Below are 18,778 nucleotides of genomic sequence, written 5' to 3'. Positions count from 1 at the left end.
AGCCTCAAAGCGGCGAGAAAAGATCGACGGCCTGCTGGCCGCGCGGAGGCTGCTGCACTTCCATCAGGCGGCCGCGGCCACCGTAGGAGATGCGGGCTTCGGCGATCTTGTCGTAGGAGATCTGGTTTTCGGCATTGACGTCCTGCGGACGAACGATACCGGCGACGTTCAGGATACGCAGTTCCTGGTTCAATCGGACTTCCTGCGAGCCCGATATGACGAGGTTGCCGTTTTCGAGAATGCCGGTGACGACGGCGGCGACCAGCAACGTCAGCTTGTCGGTGCGCTCGATCTTGCCCTTGCCGTCGGTGCTGGTGTCGGAGCCATAGGTCAGGTCGGTCTTGGACTCAGGCGTCCAGCCGAAGATCTGGGCGTTGACGTCCCAGTTCATGCCGCTCGAATTCTTGCGGCTGCGGTTGGTCTCGTTGTCGAAAGAACCCTTGTCGTTGATCTGAATGTCGACGGTCAGGATGTCGCCGACGTTGAGCGCGCGTGCATCCTTGAAGAGCGCCGCCTGTGAATCGCTCCACAGCGAATAACCCTGCGCCACAGCGCGCGGCTGCTTCGGATAAAGCGCCATCTGCGGCGTCTGGCCGTAGGCAAGGCCGCTGCCGATCGGGCTCATGGCGGGCGCACGGCCGATCTCGCTGACTGCCGTCGGAGACTGGCAACCCGCAAGGAGTGCGAGGGCGGCAATCGCGGCCGGGAGACGCATATTCATGAAGGATCCTTCGACGTATTGGGATCGGACGCACTGGCGATGACGCTGGCGATGGCCGCGGCCTTCTTCGCGTCCATCTCGTTGAGGATGAGGCTCGACTGACGCGGTCCGAGCCGCATGATCACGGCGGAGGCCACCTCGATCTTCATATCCTGCAGCTGGAGTGCGGCCACATCCGGCTTCATCTTCTTATAGATCTCAGTGAGGCCGGCTTCAGCCTGCTTCAGGAAATCGTCGCGCCGCTTCAGCCAGTCCTGGTATTCGGCCTTGCGTTTATCCATTTCCGCCATGCGGGCGTCGATGTCGGCGCGAAGCTTTTCCAGCTCCTGCTTCTGCAGGAGGTAACGCTGGTCGCGGGCGGGGTCGGCGATGTTGGTGCAGAACTGCTTGACCTCGTCCTGGGAGATGATGTCTCCCGCCGGCGCATGCTCCTGCGCGAAGGCGCCCGGGATCGACAGAAGGACGAGGCCTGCTGCGGGCAGCGCCAGCCGGCGCAGCAATTGCAGGACCGTCATGTCAGGGTTGATGAACTTTATCATTGCAGCACAAGCTCCGCCTGCAGGGCGCCTGCCGACTTGATGCCCTGGAGAATGGCGATGATGCCATCCGGCTTCACGCCGATATTGTTGAGACCGGCGACGAGGGTCCTGAGGTCGGGACCGTCGATGATGGCGACGCGCCCGCCGGTCTGCTCAGCCGCGATATCGGTCTGCGGCTGGACGGCGGTCCGGCCCTGCGAGAAAGGTTCGGGCTGGATGATCTGCGGCGTCTCGGTAACCTGAACCGTCAGTGTGCCGTAGCTGACTGCAACCGGCGAAACGCGGACGTCCGAGCCGATGACGATCGTTCCGGTGCGCTCGTTGATGACCACCTTGGCCGGCGTATCGGTTTCGACGATGAGATTTTCGAGGTCGGCCATCAGCCGGGTGAGATCGGCCGTGCGCGGCTTCTGGATCACCACTTCCTGCGAATCCTTGGCTTCGGCGACCGGGCCGCCGAAGCGTGCCGAGGCATAACCGTTGACGATGTCGGCGATGCGGATTGCCGTCGAGAAGTCGGGGTTGCGCAGCTGCAGGACGAGATTGACCGAGTCCTTGAAGCGCGACGGAAGTTCGCGTTCGATGATCGCGCCGCCGGGCACGCGGCCGGCGGTCGTCACGCCTTCGGTCACCGTTGCGGCCTGGCCCTGCGCCTGAAATCCGGAAACGATGGCGGCGCCCTGCGCGACGGCATAGATCTGGCCGTCGGCGCCGGAAAGCGAGGTCATGACGAGCGTGCCGCCGCGCAGCGACGTCGCATCGCCGAGCGAACTCACCGTCACGTCGATGCGGCTGCCGGGGCTAGCGAAGGGCGGCAGGTTGGCGGTGACCATGACGGCCGCCGTGTTCTTGGCGTTGGACTGGCCGCCCTGAGTCGAGATGCCGAGATTCTGCAGCATCGCCCGCATCGACTGCTCGGTGAAAGGCGAGGCACGGAAGCCGTCGCCGGTTCCCTGCAGACCGACGATCAGGCCATAACCGATCAGCTGGTTGTCACGGCCGGCCTGAAGCGAAGCGATATCCTTGATGCGGGAGGTCAGCGCCCAGGCGGGCGCGACGTCGGCCAGGCTCATGGCGAAGACCGCGACAAGGGTCAAGAAACGGAAGAACAATTTCATTTTGCCCTCACATGGACCGTGCCGTCCGCAAGCACCGTGCCGCTGACGATAACCCCGGAATCCATATTGCGTGCGCGCACGACCTGCCCGGTCGAGCCGTCTTCGAGCGGCGAGCCGGCAGCCGAGATCGTCATCGCGCCAAGCGAAAAGACCAGGCGGATCGACGAGCCGCGGGTCACCGTATAGGCTTCGCGCAGGCCCGAAACCGAAATCGTGCGGCCCGGCAGCAACGTGCGCTTGGAGACCATGCCTTCGACCTGGGAAATGGATTTGGCAAAATCGCCGGCGAGGTTGGGGTTGGTGACCTCGACCTCCTGAAGCTGGCTGGCCGACAGTGTGTCGCCGGGGTAGATGATCGTCGTCGGGACGACGGCATAACCCATGCCGGCACCCGCGTCCGCGGGCAAGAAAATGCCCGCGACTGCGATCGTGGCTGCCGCCACCCATCCTGAGATGTGTCCTGCCCGGCAAAACATCATGTTTCGGCCCTTCCCTCTACTTCAGGTTCTTGCTGACGACGGTGGCCATTTCGTCAGCGGTGGTGATCACCTTGGAATTCATTTCGTAAGCGCGCTGGGCCGAGATCAGCTCGGTAATTTCCTTCACCGGGTCGACGTTCGAGGATTCCAGATAGCCTTGCTTCATGTAGGCGAAACCTTCCTCGTCGGGATTGCCGACGACGGCTTCGCCGGAGGCAGCCGTTTCCTGGAAGAGATTGTCGCCGATCGGCTGGAGGCCGGCCTCATTGACGAAATCGGCAAGCGTCAGCTGGCCAAGCGTGGTCGCGGTCGTCGCGCCGGGCAGCTTGGCCGAAACCTGGCCCGAGCGGCTGATCGTCAGCTCGGTCGAGCCCGTCGGAATGGTGATGCCGGGAAGGACCTCGTAGCCGTCGATGGTGACGAGCTGGCCCTGCTCGTTCTTGTTGAAGGCGCCGGCACGGCTGTAGAGCGTCGTACCGTCGGTCGATTGGATCTGAAAGAAGCCCTTGCCGATCAGCGCCACGTCGAGGTCGTTGCCGGTCTGGGTCAGTTCGCCCTGGAGATGCAGGTTGCGCACCGCCGAGGTCTGGACGCCGAGGCCGATATTGGCGCCTTCCGGGACGACGGCCTGGTTGGCGCGGTTGGCGACACCCTTGGCGCGTTCGGTCTGGTAGAGAAGATCGGAGAATTCGGCGCGAGCGCGCTTGAAACCCGTCGTATTGATGTTGGCGATATTGTTCGCGATGACTTCCAGATTGGTCTGCTGGGCATCCATGCCCGTTGCTGCGATGGCGAGCGCTCTCATGTGTTCGTCCTCAATTCAGTTACATCTGCATCTTGGTGACTTCGAGAAAGGCCGAGACGACCTTGTCACGGATGGCGATCGCGGTCTGCAGCGTCTGCTCGGCCTGGAGCATGGAATCGACGACTTCACGCGTCGTCGCCGTGCCCTTGATGCCGGCAAAGGACATGCTTTCCGCACCCTTCAGGCTGGTGACCGCGTCGGTTGCCATGTTGCCCATGACGGAGGCAAAGCTCATGCCGTTGGCCGCACCTGCGGTGCCCGGCATGGTGGCGGCAGACGACGAGGCGGAATTTTCGGTGTCGACGGCGCCAAGCGCTCGGGTCATCGAAAGGTTGCTGACATTCTGGACGCTGCTGATCATTATTATTGGCTCTTCAGGAGGTCGATCGTGGAGGAGATGAGATCGCGGGTCTGCTTGATGGTCTGCAGATTGGCGTCATACGAGCGGTTGGCTTCGCGCATGTCGGCCATCTCGACGAGGATGTTGACGTTCGGCAGTTTGACGACGCCCTTCTGATCCGCGGCCGGATTGCTGGGGTCGAATTCGGTGCTGAAGTCGCCTTCGTCGACGCCGACCTTCTTGACATCGACCGTCTCGACGCCGCTGGCGCGATCCATCTGCTGGCCGAAGGTGATCGTCTTACGGCGATAGGGGTCGGCTCCAGGCGTGTCGCCGGTCGAGCGAGCGTTAGCGATGTTTTCCGAAACGATGCGCAGGCGCGTCGACTGCGCCTCGAGCCCGGAACCGGCGATTTTCATTGCTGCTGAAAGCGGATCCATGAATTTTTACTTCCTGACGGTCATCAACATCATGCGGTTGAAAGAACTGACCAGCGAGGTGTTCAGATCGTACTGGCGCTTGATATCGCCCGACTTGGAGAGCTCTTCGGCCACACCGACGGTATTGCCAGATTCCTGGACGCCGATTTCCTGGTCGAGTGCGGCGTCCTTGACGTCGATATCACCGCTGGCGCTGAAATCATTGCCGCTGAGATGGGCCGGATTGGTGCGCGTCATGGTGATGTCGGACTTGTCCAGCACGGCGTCGAAGGGCGTGACGTCCTTGGCGTGGAACTTCGGGGTGTTGGCATTCGCGATGTTGCCGGCAACAACCTGCTGACGGATCGTCAGCCATTCCGCCTGTCGCGAAGCCAAGTCGAAAAGTTGGATCGGTTGCATGAGACTCTCCGTTTTTACTGTCCCGAACCTAGTGCGGTAATCTTGCGTGGGACTTACGGGAATTCAGGTTTCAAGGCGCTTTTCGGGCAGCGCTGCGCTCAAAAAAACAGGGGCTCCGGCCGGTTCGCGGCGGAGCCCCTGTTGCCTTCGGCGTTGGCCGACAGGTTCAATTATTCTGGTAGGTATCGCCCTTGGAGGTAACGATCACCCATTTGCCGTCGCGCTGCTCGAGTGTCGCTAGGCGGCTCTCGTCGGGCAGGATCGAACCGATGCGCACCACATACATACCCGAGGGATCCTCGATCAGCGCCCGGCCGTTGGAAACGTGCAGCAGGCGGAAGGAAGACTTGCCAGGGAAAGGCTGATCCTCGGGTATGGGGCGGCCATTGCGTTCCTTGCCGAGGTCGGAAACCGTTGCCGTCGTCAGCGGATCGATCGGCGGGGCCTTTTTGTCCGGCTCGTTCTTGTTGATCATGGCAAGCGGCGAGACGCTGAAGACGTTGCGGGCCGGCCAATCCGGCAATTCGCGCGAATTGTCGCTGGCGGCGACGTTGATGCCGAACTTATCTTCGTTGAAAAATACATACCACGGAAAGAAGGCGGAAGCGCCGGCAAGCGCCAGGCCGGTGAAAGTCAGAAGCCGATCCAGGATGACGGTCTTCCGGCGCTGCTTCAGAGAAGCGATGCGTTCGTCGTCGAATTCAGCCACGTCTATCTCCTCTGAATGGGTGCGCCCTGATTGCCCATACCGGCTGCAGCTTTGAGCGCGCCGGCGAGATCGGCGAAGGCATCGGCCGAGTCGCGGTCGCCCGGCGACTGTTTCAGGACGTCGTAAATGATCGGTACCTGCTTGACCGCCATATCGAGATCGGGATCGGCACCCTGGCGGTAACCGCCGATTAGGCGCAGGTCGCGTGTTTCCTCGAAGCGATGGATCAGCACCTTCAGCCGCGAGACCAGCTTTTCCTGGTCCGGCGTCCAGGCCTTGCGGGCAAGACGCGAAATCGAGGCTAGCGGATCGATCGGTGGGTAACGCCCTTCTTCGGCGAGGCTGCGTTGCAGGACGATATGACCGTCGAGGATGCCGCGCGTCGAATCAGCGATCGGGTCGTTGTGGTTGTCGCCGTCGACGAGAATCGAGATGATCGCCGTGATGGTGCCGGCGCCCTCGGGGCCGGGACCAGCGCGCTCCAGCAGGCGCGGCAGCTCGGTGAACACGGAAGCCGGGTAACCGCGTGCGATCGGCGGCTCGCCGGAGGCAGTCGCCACCTCGCGGATCGCATGGGCGAAACGCGTGACGCTGTCGACGATGAAGAGAACATTCTCGCCCTTGTCGCGGAAATGTTCGGCGATGGTGACGGCCGTCAGCGGCGCCATCTTGCGCAGCATAGGGCTCTCATCGCTGGTTGCAACGACGGCGATAGCCTTCTTCATATTGCTGCCGAGCGTATCCTCGATGAATTCACGCACCTCGCGGCCGCGTTCGCCGACAAGCGCAATGACGACCTTGTCGAAGGCGTCGGCGCGGGCGAGCATGGACAAAAGCGTCGACTTGCCGACACCGGAACCGGCGAAGATGCCGAGGCGCTGCCCGAGGGAGAGCGGCGAGAAGATGTCGATCGCGCGTACGCCGGTCTTGAAGCCGGTCTGGACACGCTTGCGGGTCATCGAGGGCGGCGCGGTATTGGCGATCGAGCGGCGATCGAGGCCCTCGGTGATCGGACCCAGCCCGTCGATCGGTTCGCAGAGCGAGTTGACGGTGCGCCCGCACCAGCTGTCAGACGGTGAGATACGAAACGCGCCCTTGCGGATGACCGTATCGTTGATGCCGATCGGCTCGCCTGGTTCGATCGGGCAGACATAAATCAGGTCCGGCTCGACGCGAACGACCTCACCCAGATGGACGCCGGTCGCCGATTTATGGGCGACAAACTCACCGAGGCGAACATGGCGGGAGAGACCGCGAACCGTGTAGTGGCCTGCGGCGATGGTCTGCACGCGACCGCCATGGGCAACCGCGAACTCCGGCGATGCGTATCGGTCGACGAGATCTGCCAGATGCGCCAATTTTGGGGAAAGACCGTCCTCGGACAGTAGTGTGGTGCTCATGCTTAGCGGCTACCCCCGAGCGTCTGCACGGCTTCCTTGAAGGAATCCTCGCTGTCGCGCATCAGCGACGAGACGCTTTCGAAGGCGCGGTTGACTTCGATCAACTGGGTGATCTCGCGCATGGCGTTGACGTTGGAGTTTTCGAGATAACCCTGCTCGACGCCGACATTGAAGCGGTCGACGACGGCGCGCGGCTGGTCAGTGGTCATGATGCCGCTGTTTTCGTAGCGTAGGTATCCCTTGCTGACATCGGCCTCGAACAGCCCGAGCGAGGCGACCTGGCGGTCGCCCTGGTAGATGATGCCGTCGGTGCCGACGGCCGGCTCGCCGCCCTTCGAGTTGAGCTGGATGGGCGCGCCGCCGGCGTCGAGAACGGGATATCCGCGGATCGACACGAGTTCGCCGGTATCCTTGAGCGTGAAGCGGCCGTCCCTCGTCAGGACGCGGCCTGCCGGCGTATCGAGCGAGAACCAGGCATCACCTTTGACGGCGAAATCGAGCATGTTGCCGGTGTGCTGCAATTCGCCATTTCCCTCGTTCAGATAGTCGTTGCCCTGGGAAACGAAGGCGACCTTGGTGTTGAGCTTGTTCTTGGAGTTCGCCACCATCTCGTCGAACTTCACCTCGGTGGCGCGAAAGCCGGTCGTGTTCACGTTCGCCATGTTGTCTGCGATGGTGGTCAGGCGCTTTTCGAGCGCCATCTGCGACGACAGTGAAACATAAAGACCGGATTGCATGTCGGTAAGCTCCAAGCATTGGCGATGAACGGAACGAAAAGCCGGGCGTCGTCTTTGTGATTCGGCCGGGATTTCGCTGAGGCGGCATCTCAGAAACGGGTGCGGACACCCATTCGTCTCCTTTAGCCTGACGGCAGATGCTTGCGCGAAGCTGGCACGCGGAAATGCCCCGCGACCAGCCCTTTCATCAGCCTCACGCAAGGCAGAAATCCTATCCGTCTCAGAGAAAAGCAACGTTCAGATTGGGCTGACGATGAATATTATTATCGGATTTATTGTTGTCTGCGGCTGCATCGTCGGCAGCTTCATGGCGATGGGCGGCGAAGTGAACGCGCTGTTCCAGCCCTTCGAATTCCTCATCATCGGCGGCGCCGGCCTCGGCAGCTTCATCATGGCGAACCCAATGAAAGTGGTGAAGGATTCCGGCAAAGCGCTCGGCGAAGCCTTCAAGCACGCTGTGCCGAAAGAACGCAATTATCTCGACACGCTCGGCGTGCTCTATTCGCTGATGCGCGACCTGCGCACCAAGTCGCGAAACGAAATCGAAGCCCATATCGACAATCCGGTCGAATCGACGATCTTCCAACAGGCTCCGACAGTTCTGAAGAACAAGGAACTGACGGCGTTCATCTGCGACTACGTGCGTCTGATCATCATCGGCAATGCCCGCAGCCACGAGATCGAGGCGCTGATGGACGAAGAACTCAACACCATCATGCATGACAAGATGAAGCCTTACCACGCGATCCAGATCATGGGCGATTCCTTCCCGGCGATCGGTATCGTCGCCGCGGTTCTCGGCGTCATCAAGGCGATGGCTCACATCAACGATTCACCTGAGGTGCTCGGGCACCTGATCGGCTCGGCGCTCGTCGGCACCTTCCTCGGCATTATCTTGTCCTATTGCGTCTGCTCGCCGCTGGTCTCCCAGATCAAGATCGTGCGCAACAAGCAGCACCGACTCTACGTCATCGTCAAGCAGACGCTGCTTGCTTACATGAACGGCTCGGTGCCGCAGGTCGCTCTCGAATACGGCCGCAAGACGATCTCGGCTTACGAGCGTCCGTCCATCGACGCGGTCGAACAGGAAATGATGAACCCAGGCGGCGAAAACAAGGCGGCTTAAATGACTATGAGCAATGCTTCGCATGACAAACCGGCAATGGATCCTGCCCTTCTCGCCAAGCTGACAGGCGGGCTTGGCGATAGAGGCAGGGTCGCCAAGATCTGCAGTTCCTTCGGGGAAGTCTACAGCGAATTCTTTCCCGACGTCATCAAGAGCGAGACCGGCCTCGACGTGACGGTCAACTATCTCGGCTGCGAGATCGGCTATAAGAACCACCTGATCGACGACCTGAACGCGAACGTCACCCTCGTCGACGTGACACTGCGCAACTGGTCGCAGAACATCACGCTTGCCTGCGGCAACGGTTTCGTCATCACGCTGATGGAGCACCTGCTCGGCGCCACCGCCGATACGATCGAGGAGCCGGCCGACCGGCTGCTGTCGGTCATCGAAATCGACCTGGCGGTGATGGTTTTTGACAAGATCGCCAAGGTGCTGCGCTCGGCCGTCAACGCGCCCGGCGGTTTCGAACCGAGCCTTTCGGCCCCGCACGCGCTCGAGATGCGCGCCCGGCCGCCGGAGGACCGCCCGGACGAATTCGCCGCCGCCATCAATATGTCGATCACGCTTGCCGGCATCGTTTCGGAATTTTCGTTGATGGTTCCGCAGACCGCGCTGCTCAAGACCAAGGTGACGCCGCCGAAGCCGAAGCGCCAGGCGACCGGCAAGTCGGCGGAGTGGACCGAACAGCTGGGCGACCAGGTCCGCCGCTCGCATGTCACACTCGAGGCCAAGATCAGGCTGCAGGACCTGACGCTGCGCACGATATCGAAGCTGATGGTCGGCGACGTCATTCCGTTCCGCGACAGCGGTGACGTGCGCGTCGAGGTCAGCGCCAACAGCAAGGAATTGTATGTGTGCGAGTTCGGGCGTTCAGGCGAAAACTACATGGTCCGCGTCAGGGATACGATGAACTCGGATGACGAACTCATCCGTCATTTAATGAATTAATCGGTTCTCTGGCTTTTGGGCTGCAAAGGCAGTTTGAGGCAAGTTTCAACTGGAATAGTGATTTCATGGCTACGAAGAAAACACAGCAGAACAGCGACCTCTCCCTGGATCTTCCGGGCAGCGAAGCGGATCTCGACCAAGCGATCGACGATCTGCGCGGCGTGCTGAAGCAGGATGCCGATGGCGACTTGCCGCAGTTTGGCGACGACCTGCAGAACGACGCCTTCGCAGCAGGAACCGATCTGGCGGCCTTCGGCGGCGAGATGTCGGACACCCCGTTTGGCGGCGACGATTTCGGCGGCGATTTCGGCGCCGGCAATGCCAGCCCGGCCGCCGGCATGGATTTCGGCGACAGCCCCTCTTTCGACGCATCGCCGGCTCCGCTCGGCAGCGCGCTGAATTCGAACTTCGACCTGATCATGGACATCCCGATCGACGTCCAGATCATGCTCGGCACCAGCCGCATGCAGGTCTCCGGCCTGATGAACCTCAATGAAGGGGCGACGATCGCCCTCGACAAGAAGATCGGCGAACCGGTCGAGATCATGGTGAATGGCCGCAGGATTGCGCGCGGCGAGATTACGGTGCTTGATAATGACGACACGCGATTCGGTGTGAAACTGATAGAAGTTTTGAGTACGAAAAAAGCCTGATCCCTGTGTGGGACGGAGAGGTTAGACCATGATGGACTTTGACGATTTCGGCGGCGCGCTAGCCGGGAAACCGTTGACCCAGGCTGAAAAGGCGGCGGCTGTTCTTCTCGCTATGGGAAAGGGAGTCGCCGGCCGGCTGTTGAAATATTTCACCCAGGCCGAACTGCAGACCATTATCTCATCCGCTCAGTCGCTGCGCGCCATCCCGCCGGACGAACTCTTGATGCTCGTCGGCGAATTCGAAGACCTCTTCACCGAGGGCGCCGGACTGATGGACAATGCCAAGGCGATCGAGGCCATTCTGGAAGAAGGCCTGACGCCCGACGAGGTCGACAGCCTGCTCGGCCGCCGCACGGCATTCCAGGCCTACGAAACCTCGATCTGGGATCGTCTCAGCGAGGCCGAGCCGACCTTCGTGGCACAGTTCCTGCTGCGCGAACATCCGCAGACCGTCGCCTATATTCTTTCGATGATGCCTTCCAACTTCGGCGCCAAGGTGCTGCTGCAGCTCCCAGACAACCGCCGTGCTGACATCATGAACCGAACGGTCAACATGAAGGCCGTCAGCCCGAAGGCTGCGCAGATCATCGAGAACCAGGTCATGACGCTGCTTGCCGAGGTAGAGGCAGAGCGCAATGCCGCCGGCTCGACGAAGGTCGCCGATCTCATGAACGAACTCGACAAGCCGCAGGTCGACACGCTGCTCACCTCGCTGGAATCGATCAGCCGCGAATCCGTCAACAAGGTCCGTCCGAAAATCTTCCTGTTCGAGGACCTCATGTACATGCCGCAGCGCAGCCGCGTCATGCTGCTCAACGACATCTCGACGGATGTGCTCACCGTCGCGTTGCGCGGTTCGCCGCCAGAGATCCGCGAATCGGTTCTCTCCGCCATCAGCCCTCGCCAGCGCCGCATGATCGAATCGGATCTGCAGAGCGGCATGGGCGGCGTCAATCCGCGCGAGATTGCCATTGCCCGGCGCGCCGTGGCGCAGGAAGCGATTCGCCTGGCCAACTCAGGCCAGATCGAGCTCAAGGAGAAGGAAGGCGACGCTTCGGCAGCCGCCTAAAGCGGGGCGCGCATTGACCTTCGTTCGTGCGACCCGTTTTCGTTCCAGGTTTTATGCGTATCGGTATCCCGGATACCGCTGCCCGCTTCCGAGCGACATACATAGCACTCCGAGACTGTTGACAAATCCAGCCGCCTGCAAAGCGGCTGTTGATCGCCATGCGACAGGCGACTACCCTTCCAATACAGGCCGCGCTCTAAAGCGCGTCGCAGGGAACCCGGTTTCCGCGGCGCGCTTTAGCTCTTTGTTTTGATGCATGTCGTCATTCCAGAACCGCTGCACACTTTTGGGCGACATGCAGTAGCTGCTGCCTATTTCTTCGACGGAGGGCCGCGACTTGGCAGACGATGACAAGGACAGCAAAACAGAAGCCCCGACCGCGAAAAAGCAAACCGACGCGGCTGAGAAAGGCAACGTGCCGTTTTCGCGCGAGCTGTCGATCTTTGCGACCATCCTTGCCACCTATATCTATCTGGTGTTCTTCCTCCCCGACAGTGTCGGCCGCATGACTGAAACCCTGCGCGACATCTTTGAGCAACCCGACCAGTGGAAGATCGAGACGGGTCCCGACGTCCTTTCGCTGTTCGTCAAGCTCGGCTGGGCATGTGCGGCGCTGCTGGCGCCGGCCTTCATCCTGTTCATGGTGTTCGGCATCGCCTCCTCCGTCTTCCAGAACCTGCCGACGCCGGTGCTCGAACGCATCCGGCCGCAGGCCTCGCGCATCTCTCCCGCCAAAGGCTGGGAACGGCTCTTCAGCCTGCCGGGCCTCGTCGAGTTCGGAAAATCGCTGTTCAAGGTCGTCGTCGTCGGGGTGATCCTGTTTTTTGTGCTCAGAAGCGAATATTTTAGCTCGATCGACGCGATGTTCTCCGATCCGCAGACGATCCTGGTGCGGATCTCGACGGCGATGCGCAAGATCATCATCGTCGTGCTGATCGCCACCGCGATCGTGGCGATCGTCGATGTCTTTTGGACGCGCCATCACTGGTTCACCGAGCTGAAGATGACGCGGCACGAAATCAAGGAAGAAAACAAGCAGGCACAGGGAGACCCCTTCGTCAAGGGGCGGCAGCGCTCGCTGATGCGCGACCGCGCGCGCCGGCGTATGATCGCCAATGTGGACCGGGCGACGCTCGTCATCGCCAACCCGACGCACTATGCGGTGGCGCTACGCTATGCCCGCGAAGAAAACGACGCGCCGGTGGTGCTGGCCAAGGGCCAGGACCTTATTGCGCTCAAAATCAGGGAGATTGCCGAAAAAAACGGCATCCCGGTGTTCGAGGATCCGCCACTTGCGCGCTCCATGTTTGCGCAAGTCTCGATCGATAGTGTCATACCGTCAGTCTTCTATAAGGCCGTTGCGGAGCTCATCCACCGGGTCTACGCCGCAGATGCCAAGAACAAACGGGTAAGATAAGCCGAATGAAAAAATGCCCTCACTCTACCCAGCGTGAAAAGATCCTCGCAGTTGCGATCAGCCCGGTCGCCACGGAACTGCGCCTTCTGGATGCTTCTGACCTTATTTCACTGCTGCGCTTCGAGTATTACGGCAACCTTTCCGATCTCGTCGCTTCGGCGGCAGAGCTTTTCTTTCATCCGGGCACGGTGAATTTCGGCCTGGGCGGCAACTATACGCTGGAATGGGGCGGCAAGCCCGAAGTCGTTCTCGATCTGGAAATCAAGCCGCGCGGCGTCACCGTTTATGCACAGCTGACTCTCGCCGAAGATCACGCCGGCATCGAGATCAATCATATCGCTTTCCAGGATCCCTCGGCCGATCCCGACGAAAACACCGTCTTCCTCGAAAAGAGCCTCCGGGAAGCGCGCTACAACGTCAATCAGTCGCCCCGGTCGCTGGCGGGCTGACATCTCTCAGGACAATCGCGCTTTCATCCGTCCTTCGACAGCGCATCGCCCCACAATCGGAAACGGTTTTGACTCAAGCGCGTCGCATCAAACTTGATTCATGCGACGATGCGTGTCGTAGGCCCGGAACCACTGCACAGTTCCGGGCGACACGCATCAAACGCAATCTTAAAATGAAAGAGCCCGGCCCGCAGGGCCTCAGCTGATGTAGCCGAGCCGGATCGCCTTGGCGATCGCCTGGATGCGATTGACGGAATCGAGTTTGATGGTCGCCGAGCCGAGATAGGCGTTCACGGTGTGCACGGACAGGCCGAGCTTGTCGGCGATCTCTTCGCTGATGCGGCCGTCGCCGGCGAGCTGGAGACAGGCGATCTCGCGTTCGCTGAGCGCCTCGGCGGTGGCCGTGCGGCGTTCGTCGAGCGAGAGCAGATCCATCATAATATGGCAGCAGCGACCGTGCAGCTCGACGATCGTATCGCTCGAGGGATCAATCTCATCGCCGGTGAAAAGGATGAAACCGTTGCCGACCGTGCCGAGCCGCACTGGAAAGGCAAGGCCGGAAAAAGGCACAATACCGTCCTGCAGCCGCGTCATGAACGGGGCGAAGTCCGCAGGACCAGGTGCCGCACGGTCGTAACCGCCGGCCCATGAGAGCGGCAACAAAGACTTCTCGATATGGTCGAGAAGGATATCGCCATAGGCATCTGTGAAGGCCTTGCCGAAGCCGGCATTGGAAGACCCCCAGTTCTCGAGTTCGCAGACAAGGCGCTGCTTTGCCGGAAGACCCGAGCCGCTGACGCGGAAGATCGCAAACCCTTGAGCATCGGCGAGCTTCTGCATCGCAATCAGCCGCGGGAAAAGATCGGACCGGCTGGAAATCCTGTTCACACGCACCATGCGCAGCTGTTCGGCGCTGCTCATCGTCCTGGCTGATGGATGCCCCATAGATCCCCCTATACGAGATTATTGCGGACGGCGAAGGCAATCGCCTCGGACCGGGTCTTGGTCGCCGTCTTGCGCATCACGCTGGTGATGTAGTTGTTGATGGTATTGCGGGAGATTCCGAGGATCATGGCGATCTCGTCGCTGGTCTTGCCCTCGGCGATCCAGAAGAGGCATTCCAGCTCGCGGTCCGTCAATTCGAAATCGCGGTCGACCCTCGTACCACCGCAGCGGAGGAAACTCGCGACATAACCTGCAAGCAGGCCCACATCTCGCAGGCGCTCAGGCGAAAGGATGAACCCCTCGCCGAACAGGAACATCAGGGCCAGCCGCGACCGGCCGACATTGAAGGTGAGAGAACAATATTGACGGCTGGCGCCGTCGGGCACGTCGGCAGTATCAGGCATAAGAGCAAAATTCGGCTGGAAGACCTGCATGCATTTTTCCAGCTCCGTCGAACGGGCATAGCCGCGAACCAGATCATTGGCGATATCCCTGACCAGGTCAAAGGGCCAATCCGACGAAACAATGAAATCGAGACCGCTTTCCTGAAGGAGATCGCAGCGCGCCAGAAGGTAGTGCGAAGCACCCACATACTCGGTCAGCGCCCGCAGACCGGACTGCAACCTGCCAGTGTTGGCGACGCCGTGCAGGCGCTGGAGGAGTTGATCGCGCGGCAACAGATCCGGCATCACCGCGCTCGCGAAATTCGCCATCTGCCTCTCGCCTTTGCTCGCCTGAATTACGTTCATATCCATTGGCAATGTCCTGCGGCTGAGAAACGATCGAACTCGGTGCAACAGCAATTTTTCTGTAAGGGATTCAATTCAAGTTCCGCTCGAATCCCATTTCGAATCACCCAAGGGTAAGCCAGCCGATGCAAATCACCATCTCCGACTTCTAGGGATTTACTTTCGCTGTCGCCCATGCGCTGATTCGATGATCAATTCCACCCCTCAAGATATAGGGGAGGCTAAGGTGATTCTGGGGGTATCGCAACTTCATTCGCGTTTTACGCGAGTTCGCCTTATTAAATTTCTCGACAGCGACACTTTTCGGCATCATGCGCTGGTGCGGTCGGATCTGTTCCTGGTCTTCATGCCGAATGCCCGACATTTACCGTCACTGCTTCCAGAGCGGTTCGTCATTTGTTTGCGGGAACTGACAACGATCCCGTTACAGGAAATCAAGCGTGGTACCGACATGAAAAAGGCCGGTTGCCCGGCCTTTTTTCTTACGCTGCCTCGTCGATCGCCCATTTCCGGAGGATTTTCGCGGCGCGTTCCTCGTTGATCTCGACCATGCGGGAGAGCTTGCGCTCCGGGCCTTCCTTGACGCGACGATTGAAGTTTCCGTCGTCGTCGCCGAGGCTGAGCAGATCCTCGGTGCTGTCGAAGCCGAAGTCGGAGCCGAAGCCGTCCATGAGGGCTCCTCCGGGCGCGCCTGCGGAAGGCGCGAAGTCCGGAAGCTCGAGGCCGGCCGCCTCCGGCGTGGCGTCGCCGAGGACCGACGAGCTGCCATTGCCGCTGACGCTGCGCACTAGAGGCCGCAGGCCCATCCAGACCACCACGAAGGCGACCGCGACGAAGGCGAGAGAGTTGATAATGCCGGCGAGGTTGCGGCTCAGCATATCCATGACGCGCACACCACCGGTGGCGTCTTCGAGCAGCTGGTTCTCGAGGAAATCCATCGCCGTAACGGTGACGACGTCGCCACGCTTGGCGTCGATGCCGGACGCCGAAGCGACGATCTTCTGCATTTCGGCAAGATAGGCATCGATCTTGGCCTGGTCGGCGGGCTCGCCGACCATCTTGGCGATGCGGCCCTTGTTGACCACCACCGCAATCGACAGCTTCTCGACCTTGTAGCTGTTGCGGGTCGTCGCCGTCGTCCGGCTGTTGATTTCGTAGTTGGTCTGCTCTTCGCGCTTGTCGGACTTGTCCTGCGATTCGGGCCCGGCGGAACCGCCGGCCTCGGGAGCCGCCTGCGGAATATTCTGCTCGACCGTCGTCGCGCTGTCCGACTGTTTCTGCTGCGACTGCTGGGCTTCCTTGGTCGAGCGGACCGAGCGTTCGACCTTGGACTCGGGATCGTAGGTCGTTTCCTGGATCTGCTGGGCGTCCGTGTTGAGATCGGCGGTCACGCTGGAACGGAAGTTGTCCATGCCGAGGAAGGGTGCCAGCGCCTTGTCGATGTTGGATTCGACTTCCTGCTGGACGTTCTGGACGATGGTGAGCGAGCGGTTCAGCGAGCTGTTGCTCGCTTCGTCGCCGGAAGCGAGCAGTTGACCGGCGGAATCGAGGATCGTCACGTCATCGACGTCAAGCCCCGGCACGGCCGAGGCGACGAGGTGGCGGATCGAGGTCGCGGCACTGCGCCCGGTGGTGGCGCTGGCACGAATCATGACGGAGGCGGTCGGCTTCTGCTCCGCCTTTCGGAAGTTTCCAACCTCCGGCATGACGATATGCACGCGCGCGGCGGTGATCCCGGAGATCGACTGGATGGTGCGGGCGATTTCGCCTTCCAGCGCTCGAACCCGCGTCACCTCCTGCATGAAGGAGGTCAGGCCGAGGGAGCCGACATTGTCGAAGAGTTCGTAACCGGCATTGGCGCTGTTCGGCAGGCCGCGCTCGGCAAGCAACAGCCTGGCTTTGCCCGTCATCCCTGCGGGGACGCTGATACTGGTGCCGTCCGTACCGACCTGGAAATCGACGTTGGCTTCGGCAAGCGCCATGCTGATCTGGTTGAGATCCGGCGCATCCAGACCGACATACAGCGTTTCCTGTGCCGGCTTGTTGACGAAAAGAGCGGCCGCAAGGACGATTGCGATAGAGACGGCGCCGACGCCTCCGAGAATCATCAGGCGTGTTCGGCCAAGGGAACTGAAGTTCTTAAAGATCTGAACTAATTGATTTAACAGATTCATTCTGTTCTCGCACGATTCGTCAAAGACAAAGCAGGCTTATTGCCTCATCTGACGAATAATCGGCGAAACTTGTGCGAGCGTTTCGTGAAGCGCCGGCGGGAGCAAAAAAGGCCGAATGAATGCGCCCCAAAACTTCGCAGCGGTTTTGGGAAACGACATGCATAAATCAAGACTTGGAGCGCCGCATGAATCCGGCTTGAAGCGATGCGCCTTAGAAGAAGTCGAAGTCGCCGGCTGCCTTGCTCAATGGCTGGGAATGGCCGTGGCGTGTGGCGCCGCCCAATGCCTTCTGCATTTCTGCCAGCTTGACGAGGCTGAGCGCGGTGGCGACGTCGACTGCCCAGCCGTGCGGGATTTCGCCGGTGATGGTGTCGATGAACTCGGCAAGGCCACGCGATTTCTGCACGGCGAGGTCGATGCCCTGCATGACCTTCATGGCATCCGGTGAATTCAGAATTTCGGCGCCGCCGAGATCGAGAAGCTGCGGCTCGATGCGCTCGATGAGATAGGCGACATCGTGCAGTTCGGAAACGATGCGCATCAGGATGTCGCTCAACGCCTCGACAGGCGCAGGCGGCTCCATCACCGGGTTAAATGTCATATGAAAATCCTCGACATCAAAAAAATTCGATACTGGTTTCGACGGGCTTCGGCGGAGCGGCAGGGCGCTGCTCGAGAGCGACGGTTCTCTGCGTTTCGGCGCCGGTCAGGGGGTATTGCCGGGCACGACCGGAGACGGGCCAAAATTCAAGCTTGCGTCCGTGGTCTCCGCCTGTGGAGGAACCGACCACCGGAATGCCTTCATCCTTCAGGAACTGCATGGCGAAGGCCGCGTTCTGCTCACCGACATTGGAGAATGTCGAGATCGTCTTGGCGCCGCCGAAGATCTTGGCCTCCAGCCTGTCGCGCCGGGCGCCCTGTTTCAGGAGACCGTTGATCAGCAGTTCCATCAGATGCACGCCGTAACGGGTGGCATCGCCGCCTGAGGTCGGCGACGTCGCCGAACCGGGCAGCAAGAAGTGGTTCATGCCGCCGATGCCGGCGATAGGGTCTCGGAGGCACGCAGCCACGCAGGAACCGAGAATGGTCGAGAGGACCGCATTCGGATCGTTCAGAACCTTGTACTCGCCCTGAATGATGTGCACGCGGCGGGCTGCCCCCTCAGTGATCATTTCAGGGCTCCAAACACAGCTTCGATGGCCGCTTTCATCTTCTCGATCGTGAACGGCTTGGCGAGCACGTTGTTGGCCCCGAGCTGGGCTGCCTTCTGCACCAGTGCTCGGTCGCCCTGGGCGGTGAGGATGATGAAGGCTGCCTTCTTGGTGTTCGGATTGGTGCGCACGGCCTGAAGGAAGCCGATGCCATCCATCTTCGGCATGTTGAAGTCCGAGATCACCAGGTGGTGCGGCTGCTCGGCCATGATTTTCATGCCCTGCTCGCCGTCGCCTGCGGACGTGATCTGCTTGAAACCGAGCTGGGTCAGCGCGTCACTGAGCAGCAACCGGCTCGTTACCTGATCGTCGACGATCAGAACTTTGATTTTCTCCGCGATCGACAT

23 protein-coding genes are annotated in these 18,778 nt (G+C 60.7%); 6 read left to right on the top strand and 17 right to left on the bottom strand.

Translation table 11 applies throughout. From position 1 onward, the window contains the following. Positions 1 to 4: 4 nt before the first annotated feature. The 11 genes from flgH to flgF form a co-directional block, all read right to left on the bottom strand. Positions 5 to 721: a flagellar basal body L-ring protein FlgH gene (gene flgH, locus HJB89_RS20475; protein WP_007633287.1), complete on the bottom strand. Its 717-nt coding sequence runs from the start codon at positions 719 to 721 to the stop codon at positions 5 to 7. Continuing rightward, positions 718 to 1,260 carry a MotE family protein gene (locus HJB89_RS20470; RefSeq protein ID WP_207582934.1) on the bottom strand — a complete coding sequence of 181 codons (543 nt, stop codon included), beginning with the start codon at positions 1,258 to 1,260 and terminating at the stop codon, positions 718 to 720. The genes flgH and HJB89_RS20470 overlap by 4 nt, the downstream gene beginning before the upstream one ends. Then, positions 1,257 to 2,378, bottom strand: a complete 1,122-nt coding sequence (locus HJB89_RS20465) for a flagellar basal body P-ring protein FlgI (protein ID WP_207582933.1) — start codon at positions 2,376 to 2,378, stop codon at positions 1,257 to 1,259. Before HJB89_RS20465 ends, HJB89_RS20470 begins: the two co-directional genes overlap by 4 nt. Next, on the bottom strand, positions 2,375 to 2,857 hold the full coding sequence (flgA, locus tag HJB89_RS20460; RefSeq protein WP_207582932.1) for a flagellar basal body P-ring formation chaperone FlgA: 483 nt from the start codon (positions 2,855 to 2,857) through the stop codon (positions 2,375 to 2,377). The genes HJB89_RS20465 and flgA overlap by 4 nt, the downstream gene beginning before the upstream one ends. A 16-nt stretch (positions 2,858 to 2,873) precedes the next feature. Next, complete coding sequence (flgG, locus tag HJB89_RS20455; protein ID WP_164006538.1) at positions 2,874 to 3,662, bottom strand: flagellar basal-body rod protein FlgG; 789 nt, start codon at positions 3,660 to 3,662, stop codon at positions 2,874 to 2,876. A 19-nt stretch (positions 3,663 to 3,681) separates the two neighbouring features. Continuing rightward, positions 3,682 to 4,023, bottom strand: coding sequence for a flagellar hook-basal body complex protein FliE (locus tag HJB89_RS20450; protein WP_207582931.1), 342 nt, complete (start codon positions 4,021 to 4,023; stop codon positions 3,682 to 3,684). Positions 4,024 to 4,025: 2 nt separating this feature from the next. Further along, on the bottom strand, positions 4,026 to 4,442 hold the full coding sequence (flgC, locus tag HJB89_RS20445; protein ID WP_007633309.1) for a flagellar basal body rod protein FlgC: 417 nt from the start codon (positions 4,440 to 4,442) through the stop codon (positions 4,026 to 4,028). Positions 4,443 to 4,448: 6 nt separating this feature from the next. Continuing rightward, the gene (gene flgB / locus HJB89_RS20440) at positions 4,449 to 4,841 is read right to left on the bottom strand and encodes a flagellar basal body rod protein FlgB (protein WP_207582930.1); all 393 of its coding nucleotides are present in this window, start codon (positions 4,839 to 4,841) and stop codon (positions 4,449 to 4,451) included. A gap of 166 nt (positions 4,842 to 5,007) precedes the next feature. After that, positions 5,008 to 5,550 (bottom strand): flagellar protein, encoded by a 543-nt coding sequence (locus HJB89_RS20435; protein WP_221116093.1) that lies wholly within the window; start codon positions 5,548 to 5,550, stop codon positions 5,008 to 5,010. A gap of 2 nt (positions 5,551 to 5,552) precedes the next feature. Then, complete coding sequence (fliI, locus tag HJB89_RS20430) at positions 5,553 to 6,950, bottom strand: flagellar protein export ATPase FliI (RefSeq protein WP_221150449.1); 1,398 nt, start codon at positions 6,948 to 6,950, stop codon at positions 5,553 to 5,555. A 2-nt stretch (positions 6,951 to 6,952) separates the two neighbouring features. Then, a complete protein-coding gene (gene flgF / locus HJB89_RS20425) occupies positions 6,953 to 7,687 on the bottom strand; it encodes a flagellar basal-body rod protein FlgF (protein WP_207582927.1) in 735 nt (244 codons plus the stop codon). Between the two features lie 253 nt (positions 7,688 to 7,940). Here flgF and motA point away from each other — a divergent pair, with 253 nt between their 5' ends. The 6 genes from motA to HJB89_RS20395 all read left to right on the top strand — a co-directional run bounded on the left by motA (position 7,941) and on the right by HJB89_RS20395 (position 13,352). Then, the gene (gene motA, locus HJB89_RS20420) at positions 7,941 to 8,813 is read left to right on the top strand and encodes a flagellar motor stator protein MotA (protein ID WP_207582926.1); all 873 of its coding nucleotides are present in this window, start codon (positions 7,941 to 7,943) and stop codon (positions 8,811 to 8,813) included. After that, positions 8,814 to 9,764, top strand: a complete 951-nt coding sequence (locus HJB89_RS20415) for a FliM/FliN family flagellar motor switch protein (protein ID WP_207582925.1) — start codon at positions 8,814 to 8,816, stop codon at positions 9,762 to 9,764. It abuts the gene before it with no gap. A gap of 65 nt (positions 9,765 to 9,829) precedes the next feature. Further along, on the top strand, positions 9,830 to 10,417 hold the full coding sequence (gene fliN, locus HJB89_RS20410; RefSeq protein WP_207582924.1) for a flagellar motor switch protein FliN: 588 nt from the start codon (positions 9,830 to 9,832) through the stop codon (positions 10,415 to 10,417). 28 nt (positions 10,418 to 10,445) lie between these two features. Next, positions 10,446 to 11,486 (top strand): flagellar motor switch protein FliG, encoded by a 1,041-nt coding sequence (gene fliG / locus HJB89_RS20405; protein ID WP_207582923.1) that lies wholly within the window; start codon positions 10,446 to 10,448, stop codon positions 11,484 to 11,486. Positions 11,487 to 11,823: 337 nt separating this feature from the next. Beyond that, the gene (flhB, locus tag HJB89_RS20400; RefSeq protein WP_207582922.1) at positions 11,824 to 12,903 is read left to right on the top strand and encodes a flagellar biosynthesis protein FlhB; all 1,080 of its coding nucleotides are present in this window, start codon (positions 11,824 to 11,826) and stop codon (positions 12,901 to 12,903) included. Between the two features lie 5 nt (positions 12,904 to 12,908). After that, a complete protein-coding gene (locus HJB89_RS20395) occupies positions 12,909 to 13,352 on the top strand; it encodes a hypothetical protein (RefSeq protein ID WP_207582921.1) in 444 nt (147 codons plus the stop codon). 198 nt (positions 13,353 to 13,550) lie between these two features. Here the strand turns inward: HJB89_RS20395 and visR are convergent, their stop codons facing one another. The 6 genes from visR to HJB89_RS20365 all read right to left on the bottom strand — a co-directional run bounded on the left by visR (position 13,551) and on the right by HJB89_RS20365 (position 18,778). Next, on the bottom strand, positions 13,551 to 14,297 hold the full coding sequence (gene visR, locus HJB89_RS20390; RefSeq protein WP_221131267.1) for a transcriptional regulator VisR: 747 nt from the start codon (positions 14,295 to 14,297) through the stop codon (positions 13,551 to 13,553). An 8-nt stretch (positions 14,298 to 14,305) separates the two neighbouring features. Next, on the bottom strand, positions 14,306 to 15,052 hold the full coding sequence (gene visN / locus HJB89_RS20385; protein WP_207582919.1) for a transcriptional regulator VisN: 747 nt from the start codon (positions 15,050 to 15,052) through the stop codon (positions 14,306 to 14,308). A 476-nt stretch (positions 15,053 to 15,528) separates the two neighbouring features. Continuing rightward, entirely contained in the window at positions 15,529 to 17,220 is a 1,692-nt protein-coding gene (gene fliF / locus HJB89_RS20380) for a flagellar basal-body MS-ring/collar protein FliF (protein WP_207582918.1), read from the bottom strand. 211 nt (positions 17,221 to 17,431) lie between these two features. Further along, positions 17,432 to 17,821, bottom strand: coding sequence for a hypothetical protein (locus tag HJB89_RS20375; protein ID WP_003584234.1), 390 nt, complete (start codon positions 17,819 to 17,821; stop codon positions 17,432 to 17,434). A gap of 16 nt (positions 17,822 to 17,837) precedes the next feature. After that, the gene (gene cheD / locus HJB89_RS20370; RefSeq protein ID WP_207582917.1) at positions 17,838 to 18,392 is read right to left on the bottom strand and encodes a chemoreceptor glutamine deamidase CheD; all 555 of its coding nucleotides are present in this window, start codon (positions 18,390 to 18,392) and stop codon (positions 17,838 to 17,840) included. Continuing rightward, positions 18,389 to 18,778 carry a response regulator gene (locus tag HJB89_RS20365; RefSeq protein ID WP_003556488.1) on the bottom strand — a complete coding sequence of 130 codons (390 nt, stop codon included), beginning with the start codon at positions 18,776 to 18,778 and terminating at the stop codon, positions 18,389 to 18,391. The genes cheD and HJB89_RS20365 overlap by 4 nt, the downstream gene beginning before the upstream one ends.

The sequence above is a fragment of the Rhizobium sp. NZLR8 genome (assembly GCF_019685025.1).
Lineage (GTDB): Bacteria > Pseudomonadota > Alphaproteobacteria > Rhizobiales > Rhizobiaceae > Rhizobium.
Note: the sequence above shows the minus strand (reverse complement) of the source record. Positions and strands in the feature narration are given on the sequence as shown.